The sequence below is a fragment of the Roseovarius sp. JB2-10 genome (assembly GCF_055693585.1).
Genome location: NZ_CM146337.1, coordinates 2,149,861 through 2,174,368 on the forward strand (window position 1 = coordinate 2,149,861; position 24,508 = coordinate 2,174,368).

19 protein-coding genes, 1 tRNA gene and 1 pseudogene are annotated in these 24,508 nt (G+C 58.0%); 13 read left to right on the plus strand and 8 right to left on the minus strand.

The window, feature by feature from the left end; genetic code table 11:
* Positions 1 to 5: 5 nt before the first annotated feature.
* The gene (locus ACZ1HJ_RS10860) at positions 6 to 542 is read right to left on the minus strand and encodes a peroxiredoxin-like family protein (protein ID WP_472718683.1); all 537 of its coding nucleotides are present in this window, start codon (positions 540 to 542) and stop codon (positions 6 to 8) included.
* A gap of 88 nt (positions 543 to 630) precedes the next feature.
* Between ACZ1HJ_RS10860 and ACZ1HJ_RS10865 the strand changes: the two genes are divergently transcribed.
* The 4 genes from ACZ1HJ_RS10865 to ACZ1HJ_RS10880 all read left to right on the plus strand — a co-directional run bounded on the left by ACZ1HJ_RS10865 (position 631) and on the right by ACZ1HJ_RS10880 (position 4,402).
* Positions 631 to 1,401, plus strand: a complete 771-nt coding sequence (locus ACZ1HJ_RS10865) for a helix-turn-helix transcriptional regulator (RefSeq protein WP_472718684.1) — start codon at positions 631 to 633, stop codon at positions 1,399 to 1,401.
* Between the two features lie 82 nt (positions 1,402 to 1,483).
* Positions 1,484 to 3,004, plus strand: coding sequence for an FAD-binding domain-containing protein (locus ACZ1HJ_RS10870; RefSeq protein ID WP_472718685.1), 1,521 nt, complete (start codon positions 1,484 to 1,486; stop codon positions 3,002 to 3,004).
* Positions 3,005 to 3,008: 4 nt separating this feature from the next.
* Positions 3,009 to 3,146 carry a DUF2256 domain-containing protein gene (locus ACZ1HJ_RS10875; RefSeq protein ID WP_472718686.1) on the plus strand — a complete coding sequence of 46 codons (138 nt, stop codon included), beginning with the start codon at positions 3,009 to 3,011 and terminating at the stop codon, positions 3,144 to 3,146.
* Positions 3,143 to 4,402 (plus strand): FAD-binding domain-containing protein, encoded by a 1,260-nt coding sequence (locus ACZ1HJ_RS10880; protein WP_472718687.1) that lies wholly within the window; start codon positions 3,143 to 3,145, stop codon positions 4,400 to 4,402. The genes ACZ1HJ_RS10875 and ACZ1HJ_RS10880 overlap by 4 nt, the downstream gene beginning before the upstream one ends.
* Before the next feature lie 13 nt (positions 4,403 to 4,415).
* Here the strand turns inward: ACZ1HJ_RS10880 and ACZ1HJ_RS10885 are convergent, their stop codons facing one another.
* Positions 4,416 to 7,142, minus strand: a complete 2,727-nt coding sequence (locus ACZ1HJ_RS10885) for an ATP-binding protein (RefSeq protein ID WP_472718688.1) — start codon at positions 7,140 to 7,142, stop codon at positions 4,416 to 4,418.
* Positions 7,143 to 7,387: 245 nt separating this feature from the next.
* Between ACZ1HJ_RS10885 and ACZ1HJ_RS10890 the strand changes: the two genes are divergently transcribed.
* Positions 7,388 to 8,860: an extracellular solute-binding protein gene (locus ACZ1HJ_RS10890; protein WP_472718689.1), complete on the plus strand. Its 1,473-nt coding sequence runs from the start codon at positions 7,388 to 7,390 to the stop codon at positions 8,858 to 8,860.
* Positions 8,861 to 8,985: 125 nt separating this feature from the next.
* Here ACZ1HJ_RS10890 and ACZ1HJ_RS10895 read toward each other — a convergent pair whose 3' ends face one another.
* A complete protein-coding gene (locus ACZ1HJ_RS10895) occupies positions 8,986 to 9,873 on the minus strand; it encodes a LysR substrate-binding domain-containing protein (protein ID WP_472718690.1) in 888 nt (295 codons plus the stop codon).
* 358 nt (positions 9,874 to 10,231) lie between these two features.
* Here ACZ1HJ_RS10895 and ACZ1HJ_RS10900 point away from each other — a divergent pair, with 358 nt between their 5' ends.
* On the plus strand, positions 10,232 to 12,421 hold the full coding sequence (locus ACZ1HJ_RS10900; protein ID WP_472718691.1) for a dehydrogenase E1 component subunit alpha/beta: 2,190 nt from the start codon (positions 10,232 to 10,234) through the stop codon (positions 12,419 to 12,421).
* Positions 12,418 to 13,458, plus strand: coding sequence for an ACP S-malonyltransferase (locus ACZ1HJ_RS10905; RefSeq protein ID WP_472718692.1), 1,041 nt, complete (start codon positions 12,418 to 12,420; stop codon positions 13,456 to 13,458). The genes ACZ1HJ_RS10900 and ACZ1HJ_RS10905 overlap by 4 nt, the downstream gene beginning before the upstream one ends.
* Positions 13,459 to 13,591: 133 nt before the next feature.
* Here ACZ1HJ_RS10905 and ACZ1HJ_RS10910 read toward each other — a convergent pair.
* Positions 13,592 to 13,668 (minus strand) — tRNA-Arg (locus tag ACZ1HJ_RS10910).
* A gap of 48 nt (positions 13,669 to 13,716) precedes the next feature.
* Entirely contained in the window at positions 13,717 to 14,484 is a 768-nt protein-coding gene (gene truA, locus ACZ1HJ_RS10915) for a tRNA pseudouridine(38-40) synthase TruA (protein WP_472718693.1), read from the minus strand.
* A 111-nt stretch (positions 14,485 to 14,595) separates the two neighbouring features.
* On the opposite strand from truA, the gene ACZ1HJ_RS10920 reads away from it, so the two are divergent.
* Positions 14,596 to 16,011, plus strand: a complete 1,416-nt coding sequence (locus tag ACZ1HJ_RS10920) for a YcjX family GTP-binding protein (RefSeq protein WP_472718694.1) — start codon at positions 14,596 to 14,598, stop codon at positions 16,009 to 16,011.
* Positions 16,008 to 16,998: pseudogene (locus tag ACZ1HJ_RS10925) on the plus strand (YcjF family protein). Before ACZ1HJ_RS10920 ends, ACZ1HJ_RS10925 begins: the two are co-directional and overlap by 4 nt.
* Positions 16,999 to 17,005: 7 nt before the next feature.
* Here the strand turns inward: ACZ1HJ_RS10925 and ACZ1HJ_RS10930 are convergent.
* Complete coding sequence (locus tag ACZ1HJ_RS10930; protein WP_472718695.1) at positions 17,006 to 17,818, minus strand: alpha/beta fold hydrolase; 813 nt, start codon at positions 17,816 to 17,818, stop codon at positions 17,006 to 17,008.
* A gap of 54 nt (positions 17,819 to 17,872) precedes the next feature.
* Between ACZ1HJ_RS10930 and ACZ1HJ_RS10935 the strand changes: the two genes are divergently transcribed.
* On the plus strand, positions 17,873 to 18,193 hold the full coding sequence (locus ACZ1HJ_RS10935; RefSeq protein WP_472718696.1) for an ArsR/SmtB family transcription factor: 321 nt from the start codon (positions 17,873 to 17,875) through the stop codon (positions 18,191 to 18,193).
* A gap of 21 nt (positions 18,194 to 18,214) precedes the next feature.
* Here ACZ1HJ_RS10935 and ACZ1HJ_RS10940 read toward each other — a convergent pair whose 3' ends face one another.
* Both ACZ1HJ_RS10940 and ACZ1HJ_RS10945 read right to left on the minus strand, forming a co-directional pair.
* Positions 18,215 to 18,625, minus strand: a complete 411-nt coding sequence (locus ACZ1HJ_RS10940; RefSeq protein ID WP_472718697.1) for a group III truncated hemoglobin — start codon at positions 18,623 to 18,625, stop codon at positions 18,215 to 18,217.
* A gap of 49 nt (positions 18,626 to 18,674) precedes the next feature.
* Positions 18,675 to 19,307, minus strand: a complete 633-nt coding sequence (locus tag ACZ1HJ_RS10945) for an MSMEG_1061 family FMN-dependent PPOX-type flavoprotein (RefSeq protein ID WP_472718698.1) — start codon at positions 19,305 to 19,307, stop codon at positions 18,675 to 18,677.
* 240 nt (positions 19,308 to 19,547) lie between these two features.
* Here ACZ1HJ_RS10945 and ileS point away from each other — a divergent pair, with 240 nt between their 5' ends.
* The 3 genes from ileS to rnc all read left to right on the plus strand — a co-directional run bounded on the left by ileS (position 19,548) and on the right by rnc (position 24,116).
* Positions 19,548 to 22,463 (plus strand): isoleucine--tRNA ligase, encoded by a 2,916-nt coding sequence (gene ileS / locus ACZ1HJ_RS10950; RefSeq protein ID WP_472718699.1) that lies wholly within the window; start codon positions 19,548 to 19,550, stop codon positions 22,461 to 22,463.
* 136 nt (positions 22,464 to 22,599) lie between these two features.
* Positions 22,600 to 23,436, plus strand: coding sequence for a signal peptidase I (lepB, locus tag ACZ1HJ_RS10955; RefSeq protein ID WP_472718700.1), 837 nt, complete (start codon positions 22,600 to 22,602; stop codon positions 23,434 to 23,436).
* Entirely contained in the window at positions 23,433 to 24,116 is a 684-nt protein-coding gene (gene rnc / locus ACZ1HJ_RS10960; protein WP_472718701.1) for a ribonuclease III, read from the plus strand. The genes lepB and rnc overlap by 4 nt, the downstream gene beginning before the upstream one ends.
* The last annotated feature ends 392 nt before the right edge of the window (positions 24,117 to 24,508 follow it).

Here is a 24,508-nt window from a genome sequence, read left to right on the forward strand (position 1 = left end):
GGGGTTCAGACGGCTCCCTGATATTCGCCGCGTGCGGGATAGTCGTTGGCGATTGCGAAATCCAATGCGCCGACGAGTTCCGAAAAATGTGGGCGCACGAAGGGCATTGTCTGTACTGAGCCGTAGTAGAGTGCCTGTTCCGGCGTGACCATGAACAGGCCGGGTTCAGAAAAGAGTGCGGGTTCTTCGATGCCGATGGATGTCTTGCCGCGTGAGGTCGAGATATAGAGCCCCCATTCACGGGCCTTTTCCAACGACAGGTCATAGCCAAAGCGCAGACCCGATGCGTTGATTTTATCGGCCATGGCGCGGGTGCGCTCTTCGCCATCTGAACTGACGGCAATGGTTTTGACGCCACGATCGGCAAAGTCACCAACGCGTTTTTCCAACTCCGTTAGGTACGTGGCACAAAGTGGGCAATGCAGACCGCGATAAAAGCAGATCACGGTGCCGCGCTCTGATCCATCCGTCGCAAGATCAAAGTCACCATGGTCCAATGTGGGCAGGGAAAGGTTCGGGGTTTTTTGGCGTGGCATCAACATATGAAATCTCCTGTTTTTTCATCTTGCCCTCGGAGATAACTGAAATTAATGTCATATAAACCCGAATAAATTGATACAAACACCTAAAATGTCCAAATTTGATCGCCTGTCGGCCCTGATGGCCCGGTTTGAACTGTCTGTTACGCCTTGCCTTGCTGCAGAGGCGAATTTTCTGATCCTGGCACGCAGTGATATGCCAGAACCGGATATGCTTGTGCTGGCAACGGATGGCCGCAAACCGGAATACGACGCACACAAATACGAGCCGCTTTTGAGCGCATATGTAAGTTGGGGAGGGCCGCAAAACCCGCTTCTCGCGGCACTGCCAGCGGCAATTTGGCATCCGCTGCGGGACGATCCTGACATGTTGGGTGTGGTGACACTATTGCTGACAGAACAGCAAGTGTCGCGCTGCGGGGCGGCATCGGTTTTAAACCGGTTGGGCGAGGTACTAATCGTGCGCTTGATGCGCGCGCAAATAGAAGCAGGCGCGATGCAAACCGGGCTGTTGGGTGGACTGGCTGATCTCAGGCTGAGCCGTGCCATTGTTGCGATGCATGATCAGCCAGAGCACGCATGGCGGGTCGAAACGCTAGCGGATGAGGCAGGCCTCTCTGTCAGCCGCTTTGCCGAACTCTTCCGTCAGGCGGTTGGTATCACGCCACTGGCCTATTTGCGCAAATGGCGTCTGGTTCTGGCAAAACAGGACCTTGAGCGGGGCGAACGTGTACAGCGCGTTGCAGCCCGCTACTGCTATGGCTCGACGGAGGCGCTTAGCCGCGCCGTGTCGCAGGCCTACGGGGTGAGCCCTGTGCAGATCAGAAAAGCCGCAGGGGCGCAGGTGTCTTCCTCAATCTGACCGTTTGAGCGCCACGGATTTGAGAATTGCCACAACCGCTTTAGGTTCTGTGCCAGACACGCTCTCAGTTCGGGAAGACCACGTGCATATTGTCTGGTTCAAACGCGACCTCCGGGTCAGCGACAATCGCGCGCTTGCGCAGGCCGCCCAACAGGGGGATGTCCTGCCGATTTATGTTGTGGAACCGGAGCTGTGGCAGGCGCCTGATATGTCAGGCCGTCAATGGGCGTTTATCGAGGAGTCTTTGCACGAACTTCGGGCGGATCTGGCCGCCTGTGGTCAGCCGCTGATTGTTCGGGTCGGGGATGTCACGCAGGTATTGGAAAATGTGTTGGCGCAACACGGCATCACGGCGCTGTGGTCCCATGAGGAAACCGGCAATGATTGGACGTTTCAGCGCGATCTGAAGGTGGCTTCATGGTGTCGGGTGCACGGTATCGCGTGGAATGAGATCCGCAATCACGGGGTAAAGCGCCGCCTGGCGTCGCGCGATGGGTGGGCCGGAGATTGGGATGCCTTCATGCGTGAACCGCTCACGCCGGCACCATCATTGGCCCCATTGGCCATTGACCAGGGCGGCATTCCGACAGCCCGTGAGCTGGGCCTGTCACCGGATATCTGTCCGCAACGCCAGATCGGAGGTTGGCGCGCCGCCCGCGAACGGCTGGACAGTTTTCTGACCGAGCGGGGCGAGACCTACCGAACGGCGATGTCTTCGCCCATTGCGGGCGAATATGCCTGTTCGCGCCTGTCGCCGCATCTTGCCTGGGGCACGATGTCGATACGGGAGGTGGCGCAGGCCACATGGGCCCGCCAGCGCTCCTTTAAAGCGGCCGCGCGCCCGGCGGACAAAACCTGGCGTGGGGCTCTGACGTCATTTAACGGGCGGCTGCACTGGCATTGTCACTTTATCCAAAAACTGGAGGATGACCCGCGGATCGAATACCGGAATTTCCACAGCAAATATGATGGCGTGCGGCCGTCTTCGCCGGATCAGGCCACACTTGACGCATGGGCGAAAGGTGAAACCGGTTTGCCGTTTTTAGATGCCTGCATGCGGTATCTGCGCGCCACGGGATGGTTGAACTTCCGGATGCGATCCATGGTCATGGCAACCGCCAGTTATCATCTGTGGCTGGATTGGCGCGCACCCGGTCAGCAATTGGCGCGGTATTTTACCGATTACGAACCGGGCATTCACTGGAGCCAGGTGCAGATGCAATCGGGCACAACAGGCATCAATGCGGTGCGGATTTATAACCCGGTGAAACAAGGGCATGATCAGGACCCGACCGGTGCCTTTACCCGAAATTGGGTGCCGGAATTGGGGTCGATTGACGACAAATTCCTGCAAGAGCCCTGGAAGGCCCCGAACGCCGGTGCTGTGTTGGGGGCCGCCTATCCCGTTCCAATTGTTGATCATATTGCGGCCGCCAAAGAGGCACGCGCGCGTATCTGGGCGGTGCGTCGAGGCGATGCGTTTCGCGAGGAGGCTTCCGCGGTGATGGCCAAGCATGGCAGCCGCAAAAGTGGCATCCCGAACAGGGGGCAGCGTCACCGAAAGAAGAACGCCGCCCAATTGTCTTTGCCGCTTGGGGATTGAGGCCATGAAAATGAAGCGAAAGTCCGACCTGCCGACCAAGATCTGCGTAACATGTGGCCGCCCGTTTGCATGGCGCAAGAAATGGGCCAAGGTTTGGGATGAGGTGCGCTATTGTTCACAAAAATGCAGGCGGACATCATGAGCACGCAATTCGAATTTGAAGACTTGGATGCCGGATCCGAAAAGTTGACATTTACCCCCACACGGCAGGCAGGATTGGCGCGGCTCGACCAGTTCGCAGCGCGCATGGGAAAACACTATACCAGCCAGCGGAATTTCGATTTCGGCCCTGAACGGCGCAGCAATGTGTCTGCTCTGTCCCCGTGGATCCGCCATCGGTTGATCACTGAAGAAGAAGTTTTGACAGCGACACTTGCACGCCATTCGCTGTCGGGTGCCGAGAAGTTCGTGCAGGAAGTGTTCTGGCGAACCTATTTCAAAGGCTGGCTGGAGCAGCACCCGAGCGTTTGGCTGGCCTATCAGGATGGTGTGCGCCGGGCGTTGGAGGACGTCGAAGCAAATGCGTCATTGGCGACGGACTATACCGATGCCATTGCCGGACGCACAGGCATTGCGTGTTTTGACCATTGGTCGCAGGAGTTGATCGCAACCGGATACCTGCACAACCATACGCGCATGTGGTTCGCGTCGATTTGGATCTTCACACTTCGGTTGCCTTGGGAATTGGGCGCGGATTTTTTCCTGCGTCATCTGTTAGACGGGGATCCGGCGTCAAATACCCTAAGCTGGCGATGGGTGGGTGGACTGCACACCAAGGGAAAAACCTATCTGGCCCGCGCGTCAAACATTGCAAAATACACAGGTGGTCAATTTTGTCCGGACCAACAGCTTGCCGGTTTTGCAGCTCCTCTGGACGAACTCACCGTGCATCCAAGGGTGCCGCTGCCATTGGCGCAGAGCCTGCCGGATGCCATCGCGGATGGGTATTTGTTGTTGATCACAGAAGAAGATGCCGAAATCCAAGCAAATTTGCCGCGCGCACCATCTGCCGTATTGGGGATGCATGCGACGGATGCGCGCTCCCCAATGGATGTGCCGGACAATGTGCGAGCTTTCGCGAGAGGCGCTATCGCCGACGCCTGCGGTCGGGCAGTCCAAAGCGCAGATACCTCTCACGAGGATGCAAATTGGGCCGAGCGGATTATCAACGCCGCTGACGCGGCAGACACTAAAACGGTGATCACGGGCTACGCCCCTATCGGCCCCGTGGCGTCATGCCTCAGGGATGCCGAAACCCCGTTGAAGGACTCGGGCATCGAACTCCACCAAATTCGTCGTGACTACGACACGCTGGCATGGCCCCATGCGACCCGCGGCTTTTTCGCATTGAAAAAGAAAATACCGCAGATCTTGCGCGACATCGGTCTGGCCGGATAAACCCTAGCGCCCGTTATGCCGTTTGGGTCAACGCATTGCTCAGGTGCTCTGCCAATTCACCCGGCGCGCTTGGCTTTTGCAAGAATGGCGCGTTGACGACGCCCATGTCGCGCAAAGAATAGGCCGCGTAACCTGACATGTAGATGATTGGAATATCCGGGTGATACGCGCGGACTTCGGCGGCAAGGTCGAAACCGCCAACGCCACCGGGCATCACAATGTCCGTCAGCAAAAGGTCAAACTCCAACCCGTCTTTCACCATCTCCAGCGCTTTTCGACCGGACGGCGCCGTCAGAACCTTGTAGCCCAGACTTTCGATCAGTGCGTGCATCGCCTCAAGCAGATGCGCTTCGTCTTCCACAAGGAATATGCGCTGGCCATTCCCCACGACGGGCAACTGGCGACCGATCGGGTCTTCGCGCTTGTTGCCGATGGAGCCTCGGGGCAGCAGGAGACGCATTGTCGTCCCGCGTTCTTCTTCCGAATAGATCCGCAATTCCCCGCCCGACTGCTGGACAAAGCCGTAGACCATCGAAAGACCAAGTCCAGAACCAGAATTGGTTGATTTCGTCGTAAAGAAAGGGTCCAGCGCGCGCCGTTTCACTTCTTTGGTCATGCCAGGTCCGTTATCCGACACGGAAAACTCGACATACCGGTAGGCTACATTCTCATCTTTTTGCTGTTGGCGAAGCTCCGACGCGAGCGTGTTGGTGATGTAACGATTGGGTTCTCTGCCCGCCTCGGTGGCGGTCGCACTCAGCTCGGCCACACCGCGAACTGCGATTGAAATCTTGTCGCCGGTCCCAGTGCGCAAAATCGCATCGCGGGCATTCAGCACCAGATTGAGGATCGCATTTTCAAGCTGTCCGCTGTCGCAAAAAACGATCATGTCGGGTTCATCAATTTTGAAATCAAGCGTGATGAATTCCTCAATCGTTGGCTCAACCAAGCCACGGAATTCGTTCAGAATTTTGTCAACCTTGTGGGACTTCGCAATACCGGGCTGGCGTTTGGCAAAAGACAGCAAACGGGTCGAAAGCTGGCTGCCCCGATCTACGGAATCAAGGGCGATCTGGGCAAACTTGGCGCGTTTTTCCTCGTTTTTGCCATGGGCACATAGTTGAACGGCATATTGAATTGTGGCCAGTAAGTTATTGAAATCATGTGCGATGCCGCCCGTAAGTTGCCCCAAGGCGTCCAATCTGCTGGCCCGTTCGATCTGTTGGCGGTTCTGTTCGGCCACCGACACGTCATCAATGGCCAACACCGTGCGCACAACAGACTTAGGGTCGTCGACCTTGTTGCTGGTCAATCGCACGTAGCGACCATCGCCGCGCCCGGCGCGCTCCATCAGGGCAATCTCGTTATTCAGATCCTGACCTGCGATCACCCGGTTGATCGGGTCGGAAGACGCATCAAGCGGGGAGAGATCCTCGCGATCCAGAAACTTCACATTGCTTGGGCGCTCAAAAGGGGCCTCATGTGAAATGCCACCAATGAAATGTCGCGCGGGCAAGTTGGCAACGACGATTTTCCCCTCCCGGTCAAACGCAATGATGCCACTGGACGTCGTATCAAGGATGGTCTCGAGGCGCCCGCCAAGCTGTCGGATTTCATCATTGCGATGCTCGAGCGCTTCGTTTGCGTCCCGAAGCTCGGTCGCGTTTTGCTTGAAAACCGCCAGAGCATCATTCATGGCGCTCAATTCATCATTTCCCAAAACCTGCTGCTCGGTGTCTTGCTCTCCGCGTGCGATTGCAAGCACCCGGCGGGTGAGCCTGGAAATGCGGCGGTTGAACTGACGCTCGACAACAAACACAAGTGCACCGATCACGAGCGCGGCCACAATCGCCGTGATCAACGTGATAAAAAAACGCGTGCGTTGGACCAACGCGCCGGCTCTTTTGCTAGTATTGAGCAGTTCGGATCGGGCGTCGGTAACGCGCGACTGGGACAAAGCCAACAAGTTGTTGGCCAGTACCTGGCGCGCCTCGGCAATTGCAGTCACTTTGGATGTTGCCGCTTCATGTTCGTCGATCTGGTTGAAAATGCCGCTGCTTCCAAAAGTGGCATCGTTCATGTCGATGGCAAGCTTTGCCAACAAAGTCTGGGTTTCGCCGCGACGCAATTTGGCAATCTGCGTCGCAAGGTTACGCATGTGGAACTGCAGATTTGTGCGCCGGACCAGAGGCAATTCAGCCGAAAAATTTTGCTCGACAGCGGCAATGGAAAATCGTTCGGTCCCTACCAGGTCTGCAATGCTGTTCAAGATGATCAGATTTCCGAAGATCTCCCGCGTTTGGTTTGCGTCGACAGTTTCGTCCCGTGCGCCCAACCGGCTGATGTTTTTATCCAGCGAAATCTTATGTGTCGCAATTTCAGAACCCAAAAGGGCAAGCATCGAACTTGATGCCGCACGGGCGGCCAAAGCCTGGTCCTTGATGCGGTTTTCGGTCTCTAGCTTGATAATTTTGGCGTCTGTTTCCTCGGCGATCAGCGCTTTGTACAGATTTAGACTGTCGACCATCTGGATAACATTCGCAGGCTCTTCCGTGCCTGTGTCCGAGGAGGCCAGGGTCGTGCTCAACACATCAATTTCGATCTCAAGCACTTCCGACGCGTCGCGCAATTGATCAACGTCGTTAACGAACTGTAGGTTTTCAACATCCACGGCAATCCGGTTGACTTCATCGTTCAGTTGCGTTGTGCGAAATGCGGTTCCAACCAAATTGTCGGACACCTGTGTTTGCTCTGTGATAATTTCGCGTGTCGCAAAATAGACGATGATGGGCTGGGATAGGACCAGCAGGACAATCAGTAGGAGTACCAATCGTAATCGGAGCGCGATCCTTGAGAATCCAAGCTGTATTTGCTGCAACCTCGACCCCAAAATTGCGGTGACAATACACGTTACTAGAACATCAGTTGGTGTTATACAACCTAATCGGGTGCTGTTGCCAGGCCCGATGAATTGGGGAGAGCGACGTGAAAATCAAAAGCACCATGGGGTTGAGGCCAAGCCGACGCGAGGTAATGGCGGGTTCACTGGCGATCGGTGCCTATGCATGCGCGCCGATAAGGCTGAGCGCTATGGAGCTGGACGGGCTGAGTGACAAGGCCGCTGAAAAAGCCAAGGAGCTGGCCGCAGGCCGCGTCGTGGAATTGCGGTTTCTGATCCCGGATGGCTCGCAGGACAATGTGGCGCCCGTGGTGGCCGAGTTTACTGCCCGTACGGGCATCCGCATTGCCATCGAACGGGTGCCCTTGGAGGATATCAACACCCAACTGATCCTCAATTCGCTTGCCAACGAAAACCCTCCTGATCTTGCGTTGCCAGCAACTTTTGGTCTCCCCGATCTTGTGGACGCGGGTGTGCTGCGCCCGTTGACCGATTTTGCGCGCATTTATGAACCCCCCACATTGCGCAGTGGAATGCTCTATGACATCGGCGATAGTTTTGATGACGACCTGTATGGGTTTCAGACGGATGGCGACACATATGTCATGTTCTACAATGCGGATCTCTTGAACGATCCAGGTGAGCAGGAGCGTTACGCCGAAGAAACCGGGGCCGCGTTGGGTATTCCGGACACCTGGCAAGAGCTTGACCGGCAATTGGCCTTCTTTCACCGGCCTGAGCGGGGGCTTTACGGCGGGGCTCTGTTTCGCGTTTCAGGGTATCTGGCTTGGGAATGGTGGGTACGGTTCCATGCCAAGGGCCTCTGGCCATTCTCGCTTGAAATGGAGCCGCAAATTGCCTCGGTACAGGGTGTCGAAGCGCTGACCGAGATGATCGACGCATCGCAATATCTGGTGCCAGAGGTGTCCATGCAGGGTTTGTTTGAAAACTGGGAACGGTTTTCGCGCGGCGATGTCTATTGCAATATCGGATGGGGTGGGACGCAGAAGTATCTGAACGGTCCAACGTCCAAAATGCGCGGTAGGTTAGCTTATGGCCCAACTCCGGGCGGATTGGTTCAAGGTGAGGTTTTGAAGACGCCTTACTTCAATTGGGGCTGGAACTACGTCGTGACCCAAGCCAGCCAGGAACCCGAAATTGCCTATCTGTTTTCGCTTTTCGCCAGCAGTCCGGACATCTCAACTTTGTCTATTCGTGCCCGAGGCGGGTATTTCGATCCGTTTCGAGATGAACACTACGCGGACCCTACCATACGGCAGGTCTATTCCGACGCGTTTTTGTCGGAGCATCGGCAAAGCCTGCAATCCTCGATTCCTGATCTCTACATCGCCAACCAGAGCGAGTATTTTGGTGTTTTGAACAATTGGCTGGACGCCGCCCTGAATGCGCAGGTCACGCCGAAACAGGCTTTGGAACGTGTGGCACAGGAATGGTCGTTGATCACAACCCGCGCCGGCGTTGAAAATCAGAAAGAGCGGTGGGCCGGGTTGCGTGAAAAGTACCCGGCTACGGCGCGGAGGCTTCTGCAAGACCTCTGACGGACGCCATTGAACGTGCCAGGCTGATCGTGGGGAATATTAATTTAAACCAGCAGTGAAGCATCATTGGCAGTGAGACGCCCAGTGATGACGAAACGAGCGCAATGATCAGCCGCGCGCGCCGGTCATTTTGAAAATGCCGTGCCAAGCCAGGCCACAAAGGAGGACAGGGCAGGATGGTCGGGTTTGTATTTCGGCCAAACAAAAAAATAACTGTCGGGCACGGCGACAGCCGGTCCAAACACAGGTACCAGCCGTCCGGTCTCAATTTCAGCTTTTGCCATGAAGTCCGGTAACAATGCCGCACCCGATCCATGCGCGGCCGCCGCTGCCATTGTGGAGAATTGATCGAACAACATGCCCGGCAACGCCCTGGTTTCGATGTTGTGGGCCGAGAACCAGCGCGGCCAGTCATGCGGGCGCGTTTCAAGTTGCAGCAATGGCAGGTTGAGAACGTCAGATGCGCTTTCAAGGGAGTTGTTGATCAGGGATGGCGCGACCACGGCCTGTACCTTTTCGCTTTTGAGCTCCAGATGATGCGCACCCTGCCAGTTTGGCTGGCCGCAATGAATGGCACCGTCAAACTCTTCACGGTGAAAGTCAAAGGGCTCCAGCCGCGTGGACAGGTTTACGGTAATCTCGGGATGTTCGGTTGCAAACTCTGGCAGTAGGGGAGCCAGAACGTGCATGGCAAACGCAGGAAGGACCGCCAGATGCAGGCTTCCGCCGCGCGGGTTGGATCGCAGCCGTACCGACGCCCGCGAGATATCCAGCAGAGCCGCGCGGGTGACCGCACAATACTCTTGCGCCGCGGGCGTCAGGATCAGGCCGGATGTTCCCCGCTGCACGAGTGTCAGCCCCAACTGTCCTTCCAATACTTTGATCTGACGGCTGATGGCGCCGTGGGTCAGCGACAATTCCTGGGCGGCCGCGCTGGCACTTCCGAGGCGGTCAACGGCCTCCAGCGCCCGCAGTGACGCGGTGGATGGGATCAATCTTCTGGAACCAGTCATGTGAGTTTTTCTCACATATGTGAGACTTTGTTTCCATCGTTTTTTGTATTTTTGCAGCGTAGCTTGTGGCGAAATGTAACGGGTTGCCCGGTTTGCCGCCTGATCACCTCATTCACGTTAACGGCATGCGAGGCATCGAGATGTCAACGATCGTTCAAATCTTGTGGGGGGCACGGTAGTGCGGGGTGGACAAATCGGTGGCCTTCCCACCGGTGGACGACCGGAGCTGAAACAGGGTGCCGCCACCCGATACGCGTGCAATGTTCGCCTGGCCATTGCCTGTGCCGACGATGGGCTGCACAACGGCCCATCACGCGAGGCCTGCCTACGCACCACACAGATGTAAAAAGGGACATCGATGGATCGCGCCGAGATTGTACATCAGGCTTTTCTGCAAAGGGTGGCCGCACAGGATTTCCCAACAGGAAACGCCCCGATACCGGCTTTGTCAGCGGAGGATGGCGTAGCGCTCTACCGCGCACAATGCCTCAGCCGTGCGCTGGATCGGACCAGCCGCAACATGCAGAAAAACGGTACCGGGTTTTACACCATCGGGTCATCCGGTCACGAAGGCATGGCGGCTGTTGCGCATGCCCTGCGCCCGACAGATATGGCGTTTTTGCATTACCGCGACGCGGCCTTCCAAATCGCGCGGGCAGCACAGGTGCCCGGACAGCAAATCGCATGGGACATGTTGCTGAGTTTTGCGTGCTCTTCGGACGATCCCACATCAGGCGGGCGCCACAAGGTATTGGGTTCAAAGGCACTTTGCATTCCGCCTCAAACCTCCACCATCGCAAGCCACTTGCCCAAGGCGGTGGGCGCGGCCTTTTCCCTCGGGCTCGCCCGTCGGCACGCACCCGAGCACCGGACCTTACCGGATGACGGCATCGTGTTGTGCTCATTCGGCGACGCATCAATAAATCACTCAACGGCGCAGGGTGCCTTCAACACGGCGGGCTGGACCTCGGTGCAATCCACTCCGTTGCCCTTGCTGTTCGTATGCGAAGACAACGGAATAGGCATTTCCGTCAAGACGCCAACAGGTTGGGTAAAAGCGTCGATGCAAAACCGGCCCGGCATCCGGTATTTCAGCGCCAATGGGTTGGACATTTTCGACACCTACAAGGTCGCCGTTGAGGCAGCGAATTACGTTCGGACCCGGCGCAAACCGGCCTTCCTGCATATCCGAACGGTTCGTCTATATGGCCATGCGGGTGCGGACGTGCCGACAAGCTATCTCAGCCGCGCAGAAGTTGAGGCGGACGAGGCCAACGATCCGTTGTTGCATTCCGTTCGCTTGCTCTCGCAGGCAGCGGCTCTAACTCCCGACGATGCGCTGCGCATTTACACCGAAACCTGCGAACGAACGGACCGCATTGCGACAGAAGTTGTCACCCGCCCTCATCTCGGGTCCGCGACGGACGTGATGGCAAGTATCGTGCCACCGCCCCGACATTGCGCGCCCAAAAATGGACCTTCAGAAGCAGCGCGAAACGCCGTTTTCGGAAATGATATCAAAGCAATGGCGCAGCCGCAGCCTATGGCCAAGCTGATCAACTGGGCGCTAAGCGACCTGATGCTGGATCATGGTGAGATCGTCATGATGGGCGAGGATGTGGGCCGTAAAGGTGGTGTCTACGGCGTCACGCAACGGCTGCAATCCCGATTTGGCGCAGACCGTGTCATTGATACCTTGCTGGACGAACAATCCATCCTGGGGCTGGCGATTGGGATGGGGCATAACGGCTTTGTGCCAATCCCCGAAATCCAGTTTCTGGCCTATCTCCACAATGCCGAGGATCAATTGCGCGGCGAAGCCGCCACCTTGCCTTTCTTTTCATGTGGGCAATTTACCAATCCCATGGTCGTGCGCATCGCCGGGCTTGGCTATCAAAAGGGTTTTGGCGGGCATTTCCACAATGACAATTCGCTCAGTGTTCTGCGTGACATACCCGGCCTGATCCTGGCGTGCCCCTCAAATGGCCCCGATGCTGTTGGGATGATGCGCGAGGCCGTCCGTCTGGCCCGTGAAGAACAGCGTCTCGTTGTCGTGGTCGAACCGATAGCCCTTTATCCAATGCGCGACCTGCATGAGGCAGGCGATGGCGCCTGGATGGGTACCTATCCACCGCGCGAAACGCGTATCGGACTGGGTGAGGTTGGAATTCATGGTGCTGGTCATGAATTGGCTATCGTGACCTATGGCAACGGCTATTATTTGTCCCGCCAGGCCTGCAAAATCCTGCAAGAAACTCACGGCATCCAGACACGGATAATTGACCTGCGCTGGCTGGCCCCATTACCGCTCGAAGCGCTGGATGCGGCCGTGGCCGGGAGCGAAAACCTGCTGGTGGTGGATGAATGCCGCCAAAGTGGCAACGTGTCCGAGGCATTGATCACCCATTTCGCGGAGACGGGACAGCGCGCCACGCGCCTGACCGCTCAGGATAGTTTCATCGCCACCGGACCTGCCTACGGCGCCACGCTGCCGTCGACAAAAGGGATCATCGACGCCGCCCTGAAAAAGCTGGAGCGCTCATCATGAGCCGCACTGCCGTTTTGATTTGCCCTGGACGCGGGAGCTACAACAAACCCGAACTGGGCTATCTGGCCCGCCATCACGGACATCACGCCAACGCGTTGGACCGCTTCGATGCGCTGCGTAGTGCGCAGGATCAACCGCCCCTCCGTGCTCTTGATGCCGCGGCCCGGTTTTCGCCAGGCCAGCACATGGTCGGCAGTGCCGCATCTGCCCTGATTTACGCATCCGCCTGGTGCGACGCACAGGAGCTGGCCGAGGATATAGAGGTGGTTGCGGTAACCGGAAACTCGATGGGCTGGTACATTTCGATGGCCGTGGCCGGGGCGCTTACACCGGATGATGGTTTCTCTCTGGTCAACACAATGGGCCGGTTGATGGAGGAGCAGGGGCAGGGTGGGCAGGTTATCGTGCCGATCACAGATGAAAACTGGCAACCCGATCCTGACCGCCGGGCCCGATTGATGGCAGAGATCGAACGGATCAATACAACGTCTGATCAATCGCTTGGCTTATCCATTGATCTCGGCGGTGCTCTGGTTTTGGCCGGGAACGAACCGGGCCTGAAGGCCATCGAGGCGTGGGTTGGCACACCGCTTGCGCCGCTGCCGCATCACGCAGCGTTTCATACGGACATTGTCGCACCTGTCGCCAGTGCGGGACGCGCGCAGCTTGGTCATCTGACCCAGGGGCAACCAAACCTGCCGCTGATTGACGGGCGAGGGACGATCTGGTGGCCCGGTGCCAGCGATACATCGGCCCTCTGGGATTACACATTGGGTCATCAGGTTGTGAAACCCTATGACTTTGCGCGCGCGGTCCAATGCGCCGCACGCGAATTTGCGCCCGACTTGTTCATTCTGACCGGCCCCGGCAGCACCTTGGGCGGCGCCATCGCACAGTCTTTGATAGCCATTGATTGGCAGGGGATGGACAGCAAAACCGCCTTCCAAAACCAGCAGGCAACCTCTCCGGTCCTGATTTCAATGGGGCGCGAGGACCAACGGTCAATCGCTGTGTTTCCTTCTGCGTCACGCGCTTGAACTGATTTAACCATCTGCCTTAAATGGTTAAATTTATGATGCGACCCATGGATGATATCAATCAACGCGGAGGTCGCATGGCGCAGAAGGTCACAAACGATTGCGCGCGATGGCATTGAAAAGTGGAAACCAATGGCGATCCCGGAAGGACTCGAACCCTCAACCTGCTGATTAGAAGTCAGCTGCTCTATCCAGTTGAGCTACGGGACCGCTTGAGGTGCAGCTTTAACGCGGGCCAAGGCCAAGATCAAAGGCAAATCAGACGAAGGGGTCTTCCGGGTAGGTGACCTCTGCGAGATAGAGACCTTGCGGTGGGCAAACCGGCCCGCAGGCGGCCCGATCACAGGCCTCAAGCGCCGTTTTGATCCGCTCTGGTGGCCACGAACCGCCCCCAACGCGTTCCAGCGTGCCCACGAAACTGCGCACCTGATTGTGCAGGAAGGACCGGGCGCGGACATGAAAATGCACTTCGTCTCCGGCGCGCGTCTGGACAGGTTCGATGGTGATCGCATCAACGGTTTTGACCGGGCTGGCGGCCTGACAGATGCTCGAACGGAAGGTGGTGAAATCATGTTTGCCGATCAGGTGGGCCGCTCCGGCGCGCATCGCATCGACGTCGAGCGGATGCGATACTTGCCAAACCAAACCCGCATCATGGGTCGCAGGGGCGCGGCGGGTCAGCAAGCGAAAGAAATACTGCCGCTCCAACGCAGAAAAACGTGCATGCCAGTCTTCGGCAACTTCTGTGCAGGCCAGAATGGCAATCGGCGCGGGTTTCAGATGATAATTCAGGGCCTCAGACAACCGAAACGGATCCCAGTCCTGCGCCATATCGCAATGCGCCACCTGTGCCAGCGCATGCACGCCAGCATCGGTACGTCCGGCCGCCGCGATCGTATGCGCCCCGGGTTCCAATTTGGCCAACGCAGCCTCGATCGCGCCCTGAACCGAGGGCTGATCTGCTTGTCGCTGCCAGCCAGCGAAGGGCGCACCGTGATATTCGACTTTGAGGGCGTATCTGGGCATGGCAGCCACATAAACCGGGGCGGGCAGGGGAACAATCCCCCAAACCTCCCCTCTGGCAACCTTCGGCGGGCATAGCTATCTATGGGCGATAGGGGCTGAAAGGGCAGTTAATTGGTCATTTCCACGATTGCAGATGGCGTAACGCGGGGCATTGAAAACGTCAGCGACACCATTTCCGAGACATTGTTTGAGCCGGTCATTCGCCTGGGCGTGACCGGTTTGGCACGTTCGGGCAAAACCGTGTTCATTACGTCTCTGGTGGCCAATCTGATGGACCGCGCACGTATGCCCGGCCTGTTGGCGGCCAGCGATGGGCGCGTTCAGGCCGCGTTTTTGCAGCCACAACCGAATGATACGGTCCCGCGGTTTGACTATGAGGCGCATCTGGGGGCATTGACCGCAACCACGCCCCACTGGCCCGACAGCACCCGCGCTGTTTCGGAACTGCGCCTGTCGCTCAGAGTGCGCCCAAGCGGCCTGCTTGGCGGATTGCGCGGGCCCCAAACGGTGCATTTGGACATTGTGGACTATCCAGGTGAATGGCTTTTGGACCTTGCTTTGTTGGATAAAAGCTATGCGGCATGGTCCGATGAGGTGTTGACCCGCATCGCGGACCGGCCGGAGGCTCAGGCGTTTCTGGCGCAAGCCAAGGGGACGGACGCAGCAGAAAAGCTCGACGAAACCGTTGCTAAATCTTTGGCGGAAACGTTCACCGCCTATCTGCAGGCCGCGCGCAGTGCCGGGTTTTATGATTGCACGCCGGGGCGCTTTTTGTTGCCGGGCGATCTGGCAGGCTCGCCAGCCCTGACCTTTGCCCCGCTGAACCATCCTGACCGTCCGCCGCGCCGTGCGCTCTGGCGCGAGATGGAACGCCGGTTTGAGGCCTATAAAACCCAGATTATCAAACCTTTTTTTCGCGACCACTTTGCCAAGATCGATCGCCAGATCGTATTGGTGGACGCACTCGGTGCCATCCACAAAGGGCCGCAAGCGGTCGAAGACATGCGCCACGCCATGGCGGATATTCTGGGGGCCTTCCGTCCTGGGCGGAACGATTTTCTGACCCGGTTGCTGATGGGGCGCCGGGTCGAAAAAATCCTCTTTGCCGCCACCAAAGCGGATCATCTGCACCACACGCAACATGATCGTCTGGCCGCAATTATGCAGACGCTGACGCGTGATGCCCGGGACAAGGCCGATTTTGCCGGTGCCGAGACACATGCCATGGCCATCGCCGCCCTGCGGGCCACGGTCGAAGAAACCATACCCCATGAGGGGAGTGATCTGGCCTGTGTGCGGGGGCAATTGTTAGAGACAGGCAAACAGGCCGCATTTTATCCCGGTGATCTGCCCGAAGACCCGCAACGACTGATGTCAGCCGCCCGTGACGGTGCGGAAAAGTGGCTGGATGCAGATTATCAGGTCATGCAATTCGCGCCGGCGAAACTGACGCTGAAACCCGGCGAAGGTCCACCCCACATCCGTCTGGACCGCGCGGCGCAATTCCTTTTGGGAGATAGGTTATGACCAAAGGTCCGGTTCTGATTGATCTGGAAGACAGCGCGCCTGCTGCCAACCCGGACACTGCCCCCCGTGCCGGATCTTGCGCCCGCCCCAAAGGGTCAAGCGATGCAAACCGTTGCGGCATTGACGGCGCGCCGCCCCTCGCGATTGGCGCGGTGGTTCTGGGGCATTCTGATGTCACTCTTGGGCGTTGCGCTTTCTGTGGCGGCTTGGGACTTTGTGACGGGCCTTCTGGAGCGCGCGCCGCTTCTGGGGTGGGCGGTCACCGGGTTGTTGGGTGTGCTGGCTCTGGTCATGCTGGCGATTGCACTGCGCGAACTGGCGGCATTTTCACGCCTCAAACGCATCGATACGCTACAGACAGAAGCCGAAGTTGCCCTTGCAGAACAGGATCTCGGGAAAGCGCGCAAAGTGGTATCGCGGCTGACGTCGTTTTATAAAAACCGCGATGAAACCCGGTGGGGCCGTGACCGGCTGGCGGAATATGGCGCGGATCAGTTTGACGCATCAGGCCTTTTGGGTTTGGCTGAGACGGAACTGATGGAGCCGCTGGATCAGGCGGCCTTGCGTGAGGTTGAAGCCGCGGCGCGGCAGGTTGCGACCGTTACAGCTATTGTGCCGCTGGCATTGGCCGATGTGGTGGCTGCACTTACCTCCAACATCCGGATGATCCGCCGGGTGGCTGAGATTTACGGTGGTCGTTCCGGCACGTTGGGCAGTTGGCGACTGACCCGCGCGGTGATGACCCATCTGGTGGCAACAGGTGCAGTGGCAATTGGCGATGACCTGATCGGCTCTGTGGCGGGTGGCAGTGTGCTGTCCAAACTGTCCCGCCGGTTTGGCGAGGGTATCGTGAATGGCGCGTTGACCGCCCGTGTCGGTGTGGCCGCGATCGAGGTTTGTCGTCCGCTGCCCTTTAACCGCACCAAGCGCCCCTCTGTCACCGGGTTGGTCAAACGCGCGCTGACAGGGCTGTTTGGCAAGGGCTGACCCGGGGTCAGATGTTGCCAAGCAACGACCCGAGCAGAGCGGCAGGTGCATCCTCCTGCACAAGATGCGCAGCGTCTTCAATCGGGGTGAATGTCTTTGCATTCAGGAGCTTGGCAATTTTTCGGCCGCGTTCGGGCGGGATGAACGTGTCCTGCATGCCCCAGGTGACATGGACATCAAAATCCGTGGGACGGTAGAGTTTTTGCGCCGCTTCGATATTGGCCAGATCGGCCTGGGCAATCTGTCGGTAGAACGCGGGTTTGCCGTCATCGCCGGACCACGAGTTCAGATAGGTGCGAAACGCCTCTTCGCGCAGCGGATGGTGCGCTGCAGCCTGGATATAGGCGCGAAACAAGGCTTCATGTGCGTAATCGGGCAGCCCGGCAAAGGCCGGCTCATATTGCGCCACATGGGCATAAAACGGAGAGCCGGACGGCAAAATCGCCACCGAGTTCACCAGATGAAGTTTGCCATAGTCCAACCCGTTGATGAAATGACCGCGCAGCGCAGCCAGACCGCCGAAATCGTGGCCGACAACCTGTGGTCGGTCGAGACCCCAATGATCAAACAGAGCCGCCAGTAAATCACTCTGCACGGATTCGGTGACGTTTTGCGCAGCACCCTTTTCGGATTGCCCCGTGCCGAGCATGTCGAAGTAGTAGACAGAATGCGTATGGGCGAGCCATGGCGCGATCGCCCGCCAGGATTGAGACGACCACGGAAAGCCATGCACGAGGACAATCGGATCACCTTTGCCGATCGATCCCCAGGCCACGGACTGGCCTTCAAATGAATACCGTTCATCAAGCGCCAGACGCATTTTTCTCTCCATTTACGTATTTACAAATAGCAATATTGCGATATAACTATTGATATGCCAAACAGAGAAGATCAAGTCAAGGCGCTCGCGAATGAAACGCGGATCGAGGTGCTTCGCATACTGGATGAGCCGATGAAGCATTTCAGCGGTCAGGAATCCGCGGATCCTGTTGAAACGGGTGTTTGTGTGCAGCTTATCGCCGCGCATTTCGGGGTGAGCCAGCCCACGATGAGTCGCCATATCGAGCTTTTGAAGCGCGCGGGTTTCATCATAGCCAAACGGCAGCAGAAATGGACATATTGTTCGCGTAACGAGGCAGCGCTGGCGGATTACGCCGCGTGGCTCAAGGCGTCGCTCAACATCAAAGCTAATTGATGTCTTTGGGCAAATCGGGCGTCACCGTAGTTTCGGCACACCGCCTGGGAGTTTTTCGCGGTCTACGACGGCCGCGCGCATGCTACGTCCGATGCGGTGCGACAGCGCGGACCATCTGACCGCCTGATCCTCGGTTAATTCCCCTTTCAAGGTGCTGTCAAACAGCGCCAACCAGCTTTCGAACATGCCCGGCTGGACGTTGCCCGCGTTCACATGCACTGCCACAGGACTGCCATCGTAGCTGCGCTCGTGCAGGATCGTGTTGGCCCAGAAATCTGCCACTTTGGCTTCATGTGCGGGCCAGTCTTCTACATGTGCCGCAAAGACGGGCGCCAGACCCGGATGCTCGCGAACGGCCGCGTAAAATACCGCCACAACACGCTCGATATCTGGGCGCGCGATGTCAAAACGGGGGGGCAGGGCGGTGTTCATACTCCTTTCCTGCACCGGCACAGCGCGCCGTGCAAGGGGGTGGTTCGCCCTATTCGTCGTAGAGCCTGTTTTCGTCGTTATGCCGCAGCCGGGCCGTCATCTCGTCATAGGCGATGTCCAGCTCTCCATGCGCAATCAGCGCCTCGGCATAGGTTGGCAACGCGGTCACCTCGCTTTGCTCTTCCGGGTGCCACAGACGCGAGCGGATAATGGATTTGCCGCAATGGTAAAACGCTTCTTCTACGCGCACGATCACCGCAAAATCCGGCACCCGACCTTTGATGGCGCATTGTTCGCGCACGGCCATGTCTTCGACCACCACGGCGCTGCCGTTCACACGCACCACCTCGTTGCGGCCAGAGACCAGAAAAATCAGCCCGACGCGCCCTGTTTCCATGATGTTGCGGAAGCCGTCATAGCGGTGATTGCCCGGCCGGTCGGGAATGGCCAGCGTCTTTGGGTCGAGCACCTTTACGAAGCCCGCAGGATCACCCTTGGGCGAGACATCCATGTTGCCTGCCTTGTCCACCGTGGCCATGGTCAGAAACGTCGAATGCTCAATCCAGATGCGGCAGAGATCATCAATATGGTCGATGAATTTCTGCGTCTGGCTGTCGTAGGGTTGGCGCTGGTTACTATAAACGTGGTCTATCGACGTCAGCACATCTTTGGGCTCGTACATGGGCGTCCTTTCGTGGTGTCTGTGTCCAGTCTAGCATGATGATGCCGTTGGCTGTGTGTCATATATCTTGTGCCGCTCCGCCGGGCTGCCTATAACGCCGGACATGACACGGATACTGGCGATCATTATTCGAATTATATGCCCGGCGCTCTGAGACCATCGAGCCGCCGGGACAAGGCGTATGAGCTCACGCGCCGCCCCAGATTTTCCCAACATACCCGCATATGAAGGACGCCACTGATGTGCGCCGAGACACCTGACTACAAAGATACGCTGAACCTGCCTCAAACCGATTTCCCGATGCGCGCGGGCCTGCCCAAACGCGAGCCTGAATGGCTGGAGAGGTGGAACAAGATCGGCATCTACGACACCCTGCGCAAAAAGGCCGCCGAGACGGGTGGTGCGCGCGAAAGCTTCACCCTGCATGACGGCCCTCCTTACGCCAACGGGCATCTGCATATCGGCCACGCGCTAAACAAGATCCTCAAGGATATGGTGGTACGTTCACAGCAGATGATGGGCCGCGATGCGCGCTACATCCCCGGCTGGGACTGCCACGGGCTTCCAATCGAATGGAAGATCGAGGAGCAATACCGCAAGAAGGGCCGCAACAAGGATGAGGTCGATATCGTCGACTTCCGCCAGGAGTGCCGCAAGTTCGCCGATGGCTGGATCGACATCCAGCGCGATGAGTTCAAGCGCCTGGGCGTGACCGGCAAATGGTCCAAGCCTTATCTGACGATGGATTTCCGGTCAGAGCGGATCATTGCGGAAGAATTCCAGAAATTTCTGATGAACGGCACGCTTTACCAGGGCTCCAAACCTGTCATGTGGTCGCCCATCGAACAGACCGCACTGGCTGAGGCCGAAGTTGAGTATCACGACAAGGATAGCTTCACCATTTGGGTGAAGTTCCGGGTGGTAACTGCCGGGGATCTGGAAGGCGCAAATGTTGTCATCTGGACAACCACCCCCTGGACCATCCCGTCCAACAAAGCCGTGGTTTTTGGCGAAAACTTCTCCTACGGGCTTTACGAAGTCACCGCGACGCCCGAGGAATGCTGGGCCGCGCCGGGGGATCGTTTCATCCTCGCCGATAAACTGGCGGCGGATGTGCTGGGTCGTGCGCGCTTGGCCGACAATCAATGGACACGTGTGCGCGATGTGACGGCGGATGAGCTTTCCGGTCTGTCGTTGCAACACCCGCTGGCTGGTGCCGAGGGCAGCAATGGCGAGTGGGATGATCTGCGTGATTTCCGCGCCGCGGACTTCGTGACCGATGAAGAAGGCACCGGTTTCGTGCATTGCGCACCTTCCCACGGCATGGAGGAATACGAGCTGTACCGTGATCTGGGCATGCTGGGTCAGGTCATCACCTATAACGTGATGGATGATGGCTCGTTCCGCGCGGACCTGCCGTTCTTTGGTGGCAAATACATCCTCAGCCGCAAGGGTGGGGAAGGCGATGCCAACAAGGCCGTGATCGACAAACTGGTCGAGGTTGGTGGCCTTCTGGCGCGTGGCAAGATCAAGCACTCCTATCCGCATTCCTGGCGTTCCAAAGCACCGGTGATCTACCGTAACACGCCACAATGGTTTGCCGCGATCGATCAGGCCGTTGGTGACGGGCAGGACACCCACGGCACCACGATCCGCGAACGTGCCCTGACCGAGATCGACAACGTCAACTGGACGCCCAAGACAGGTCGCAACCGGCTTTATTCGATGATCGAGGCGCGACCAGACTGGGTGCTCAGCCGCCAGCGTGCCTGGGGCGTGCCGCTGACCTGTTTCGTGCGCAAAGGGGCGCTGCCGACCGATGACGGCTTCCTCCTGCGCGATGAAAAGGTCAACGCCCGCATCCTTGAAGCGTTTGAGGCCGAAGGAGCAGATGCCTGGTACAAGGACGGCGCCAAAGAGCGGTTCTTGGGCAATGACTACGCCCATGAAGACTGGATCAAGGTCGATGACATTCTCGACGTTTGGTTCGATTCAGGATCGACCCACGCGTTTGTTTTGCGCGACCGTGAGGATGGCAGCGATGATGGCCGTGCGGACCTATACCTGGAAGGCACCGACCAACATCGCGGATGGTTCCATTCGTCATTGCTGCAAAGCTGTGGCACCCAAGGCTGCGCGCCCTATCGCGGTGTGCTGACCCATGGGTTCACGCTGGACGAGAAGGGCATCAAGATGTCCAAATCTCTGGGCAACACGATTGTGCCCGAGGAGGTTGTGAAGCAATACGGCGCCGACATTCTGCGCCTCTGGGTGGCCCAGACGGACTACACCAATGATCAGCGGATCGGCCCCGAAATCCTAAAGGGGACCGCAGACAGCTATCGCCGGTTGCGCAACACGATGCGTTTCATGCTGGGGGCCTTGGCGCATTTTGATGAAAGCGACCGGGTGGAGCCTGCCGACATGCCTGAATTGGAGCGTTGGGTCCTGCACCGTCTGGCCGAGCTGGATCACAAGGTGCGCACCGGTTACGCCGCCTATGATTTCCAAGGCGTGTTCCAGGCGCTTTTCAACTTTGCCACGGTCGAGCTCAGCGCGTTCTACTTCGATATCCGCAAGGACGTGCTCTATTGCGACGGGGATACGGCGCGCCGTCGGGCGGCCCGCACCGTGCTCGATCTGCTCTTTGCCCGTCTGACCACGTGGCTGGCCCCGGTTCTGGTCTTTACGATGGAGGAGGTCTGGTTGGAGCGTTTCCCCGGTGAGGAGAGTTCGATCCACCTGACCGACATCCCGGAGACGCCCGCCGATTGGCTGGATGAGCCGCTGGCCGCCAAATGGGCGCAGGTTCGCCAAGCCCGCCGTGCTGTGACCGCAGCGCTAGAGGTGCAGCGCACGGACAAGGTCATTGGTGCCTCGCTTGAGGCATCGCCTGTGGTTCACGTCCGGGATCCGGAGATGTTGGCCGTGCTGAAATCGGTCGATTTCGATGATATCTGCATTACGTCTGACATCGCTCTGACCGGAGATCCCAGCCCGGCTGAAGCCTTCCGCTTGCCCGAAATTGATGGCGTGACCGTCGTGTTCGAGCCTGCAACCGGTGAAAAATGCCAACGCTGCTGGAAAATCCTGCCCGATGTAGGCACCCATGCGCATCCGGGCACGTGCAAACGCTGCAACGCAGCATTGGGATAACACTAACAGCGGATCACGTCATCACGATGTGGTCCGCCGACCTTTGGCGCTCTTCGGATCATCGGGGAAACGCTGCTTGACACCCACGACGTTGCTGACCATGTAGCGCGTCAGACCCAATGATCGGAGATGCCATATGGCCTCGGACGCCAAAGAGACCAGTTCCATCGTCGAGACGATCAAAACGGTGGTGTATGCACTGCTGCTTGCCGGTGTTTTCCGCACTATCTTTTTCCAGCCGTTCTGGATCCCGTCCGGTTCCATGAAAGACACGTTGCTGATTGGCGATTTCCTGTTTGTGAACAAGATGGCCTATGGCTATTCCTATGCGTCCTGCCCGTCGATCCGAATTCAGCGTTTGGGGATCGATATCGATGCCGCGGACATTTGCGGTTTTCTGGACGGGGATAACACGCGCCTGATGGGCTCCGAGCCAGAGCGCGGTGATATCATCGTCTTCCGTCACCCGGTACAAGGTACTGACTTTATTAAACGTCTTGTGGGTTTGCCCGGTGATAAGCTGCAGATGAAGAATGCGGTTCTGCATATCAATGGTGAGCCGGTGGAGCTTGAAGACGCAGGTGTCTTTGAGGAGATTTTCGAGGCGCAAGGCCCGATCCGCTCGCGCCCGCGATGCGAAAACGGCGTGGTTGGCGAAGGGGCGAATTGCCAGAAGTCGCGGCAGATCGAAACACTGCCCGGCGGACATTCGCACAACATTCTGAACATCAGACCGCAACGCTCCGACAATACCGGCGTGTTCACCGTGCCGGAGGGGCATTATTTCTTCATGGGAGACAACCGCGATAACTCCACGGATCTGCGCTATCTTCCGGCCGTGGGCGGTGTGGGCTTTGTGCCATATGAAAACCTGATTGGCCGCGCCGGACGCGTGATGTTCTCATCCGCAGGCCGCTCCATGCTGTTTTTCTGGACCTGGCGCGGGGACCGCTTCTTCAAGGCGTTGGATTGAAGATTGGGGCTGAATTAAAGGCGCTTGAGGCGCGGTTGGGTCACCATTTTTCCGACCCCGCGTTGTTGGTTCGCGCGGTCACGCATTCTTCGATGTCTTCGGCGACCCGCGATGACAATCAGCGCCTAGAATTTCTGGGGGATCGTGTGTTAGGCCTCGTCATGGCGCAGGCGGTGTTGGAGCATGACCCTGCGGCAACCGAAGGGCAGCTGGCCCCGCGCTTCAATGCATTGGTCCGCAAGGAAACCTGTGCCGACGTCGCGCGTCAGGTCGATATCGGGGCCGTGCTCAAGTTGGGCCGGTCTGAGATGATGTCAGGAGGGCGGCGCAAGGAGGCGCTGCTCGGTGACGCGATGGAAGCGGTCATTGCGGCGGTCTATCTGGACGGCGGATTTGATATCGCAAAAACCATGATCCTGCGTCTGTGGGGAGACCGGGTGGGTAAGGTCGAGGCCGATGCCCGCGATGCCAAAACAGCATTGCAGGAATGGGCGCAGGCCCGGGGATTGCAGCCGCCACGCTATGTCGAGGCCGCCCGCACAGGCCCGGATCATGCCCCGCAGTTTACGATAGAGGCGCAGCTTGAAGGGCACGATCCGGAATCTGCCACTGCCGGGTCAAAACGCCAGGCGGAACAAGCCGCGGCAAAGGCACTTTTAGGACGCGTTGAGCAAGGTTGAGTACCCGCTTCGAGCCCAAAATGACTCAAGCATCGGATTGGCTTACTGTCCGCTTTTCGACTGTCGAGAAGGGTCACAACTGGCGTTGCTGTATCGTTGGAAGTTTAGCTTGAAAGCCGAAGCGTTTCCGTCTCCCGAGAGACCCGCGCCAGATCAAATACGGTAATTGCTTTCATAGCGGCAAAGTGGTCGTGAACAGCATGGTGATGCCAGTCATTGCAAGAACCAAAGGCGCCAAGTATTCACGAATGCCCGGCTGTTGCAGGCTCTTTGGTTAATCTAGCTTGAAAAGCATGATCCGACTGGACCCGACAGGAGGGTTTTGCCATCGCACGGACGTACGTTCGGCCTGAATGACATGCCCAGCTGGAGCAGTGTAGTCATCAGAAAGG

Excerpts from the sequence above, each read along its gene's own strand:
- ACZ1HJ_RS10860 (WP_472718683.1), bottom strand. The coding sequence starts at position 542 with ATGTTGATGCCACGCCAAAAAACCCCGAACCTTTCCCTGCCCACATTG.
- ACZ1HJ_RS10865 (WP_472718684.1), top strand. The coding sequence starts at position 631 with ATGTCCAAATTTGATCGCCTGTCGGCCCTGATGGCCCGGTTTGAACTG.
- ACZ1HJ_RS10875 (WP_472718686.1), top strand. The coding sequence starts at position 3,009 with ATGAAAATGAAGCGAAAGTCCGACCTGCCGACCAAGATCTGCGTAACA.
- ACZ1HJ_RS10880 (WP_472718687.1), top strand. The coding sequence starts at position 3,143 with ATGAGCACGCAATTCGAATTTGAAGACTTGGATGCCGGATCCGAAAAG.
- ACZ1HJ_RS10895 (WP_472718690.1), bottom strand. The coding sequence starts at position 9,873 with ATGACTGGTTCCAGAAGATTGATCCCATCCACCGCGTCACTGCGGGCG.
- ACZ1HJ_RS10900 (WP_472718691.1), top strand. The coding sequence starts at position 10,232 with ATGGATCGCGCCGAGATTGTACATCAGGCTTTTCTGCAAAGGGTGGCC.
- ACZ1HJ_RS10905 (WP_472718692.1), top strand. The coding sequence starts at position 12,418 with ATGAGCCGCACTGCCGTTTTGATTTGCCCTGGACGCGGGAGCTACAAC.
- truA (WP_472718693.1), bottom strand. The coding sequence starts at position 14,484 with ATGCCCAGATACGCCCTCAAAGTCGAATATCACGGTGCGCCCTTCGCT.
- ACZ1HJ_RS10930 (WP_472718695.1), bottom strand. The coding sequence starts at position 17,818 with ATGCGTCTGGCGCTTGATGAACGGTATTCATTTGAAGGCCAGTCCGTG.
- ACZ1HJ_RS10935 (WP_472718696.1), top strand. The coding sequence starts at position 17,873 with ATGCCAAACAGAGAAGATCAAGTCAAGGCGCTCGCGAATGAAACGCGG.
- ACZ1HJ_RS10940 (WP_472718697.1), bottom strand. The coding sequence starts at position 18,625 with ATGAACACCGCCCTGCCCCCCCGTTTTGACATCGCGCGCCCAGATATC.
- ACZ1HJ_RS10945 (WP_472718698.1), bottom strand. The coding sequence starts at position 19,307 with ATGTACGAGCCCAAAGATGTGCTGACGTCGATAGACCACGTTTATAGT.
- ileS (WP_472718699.1), top strand. The coding sequence starts at position 19,548 with ATGTGCGCCGAGACACCTGACTACAAAGATACGCTGAACCTGCCTCAA.
- lepB (WP_472718700.1), top strand. The coding sequence starts at position 22,600 with ATGGCCTCGGACGCCAAAGAGACCAGTTCCATCGTCGAGACGATCAAA.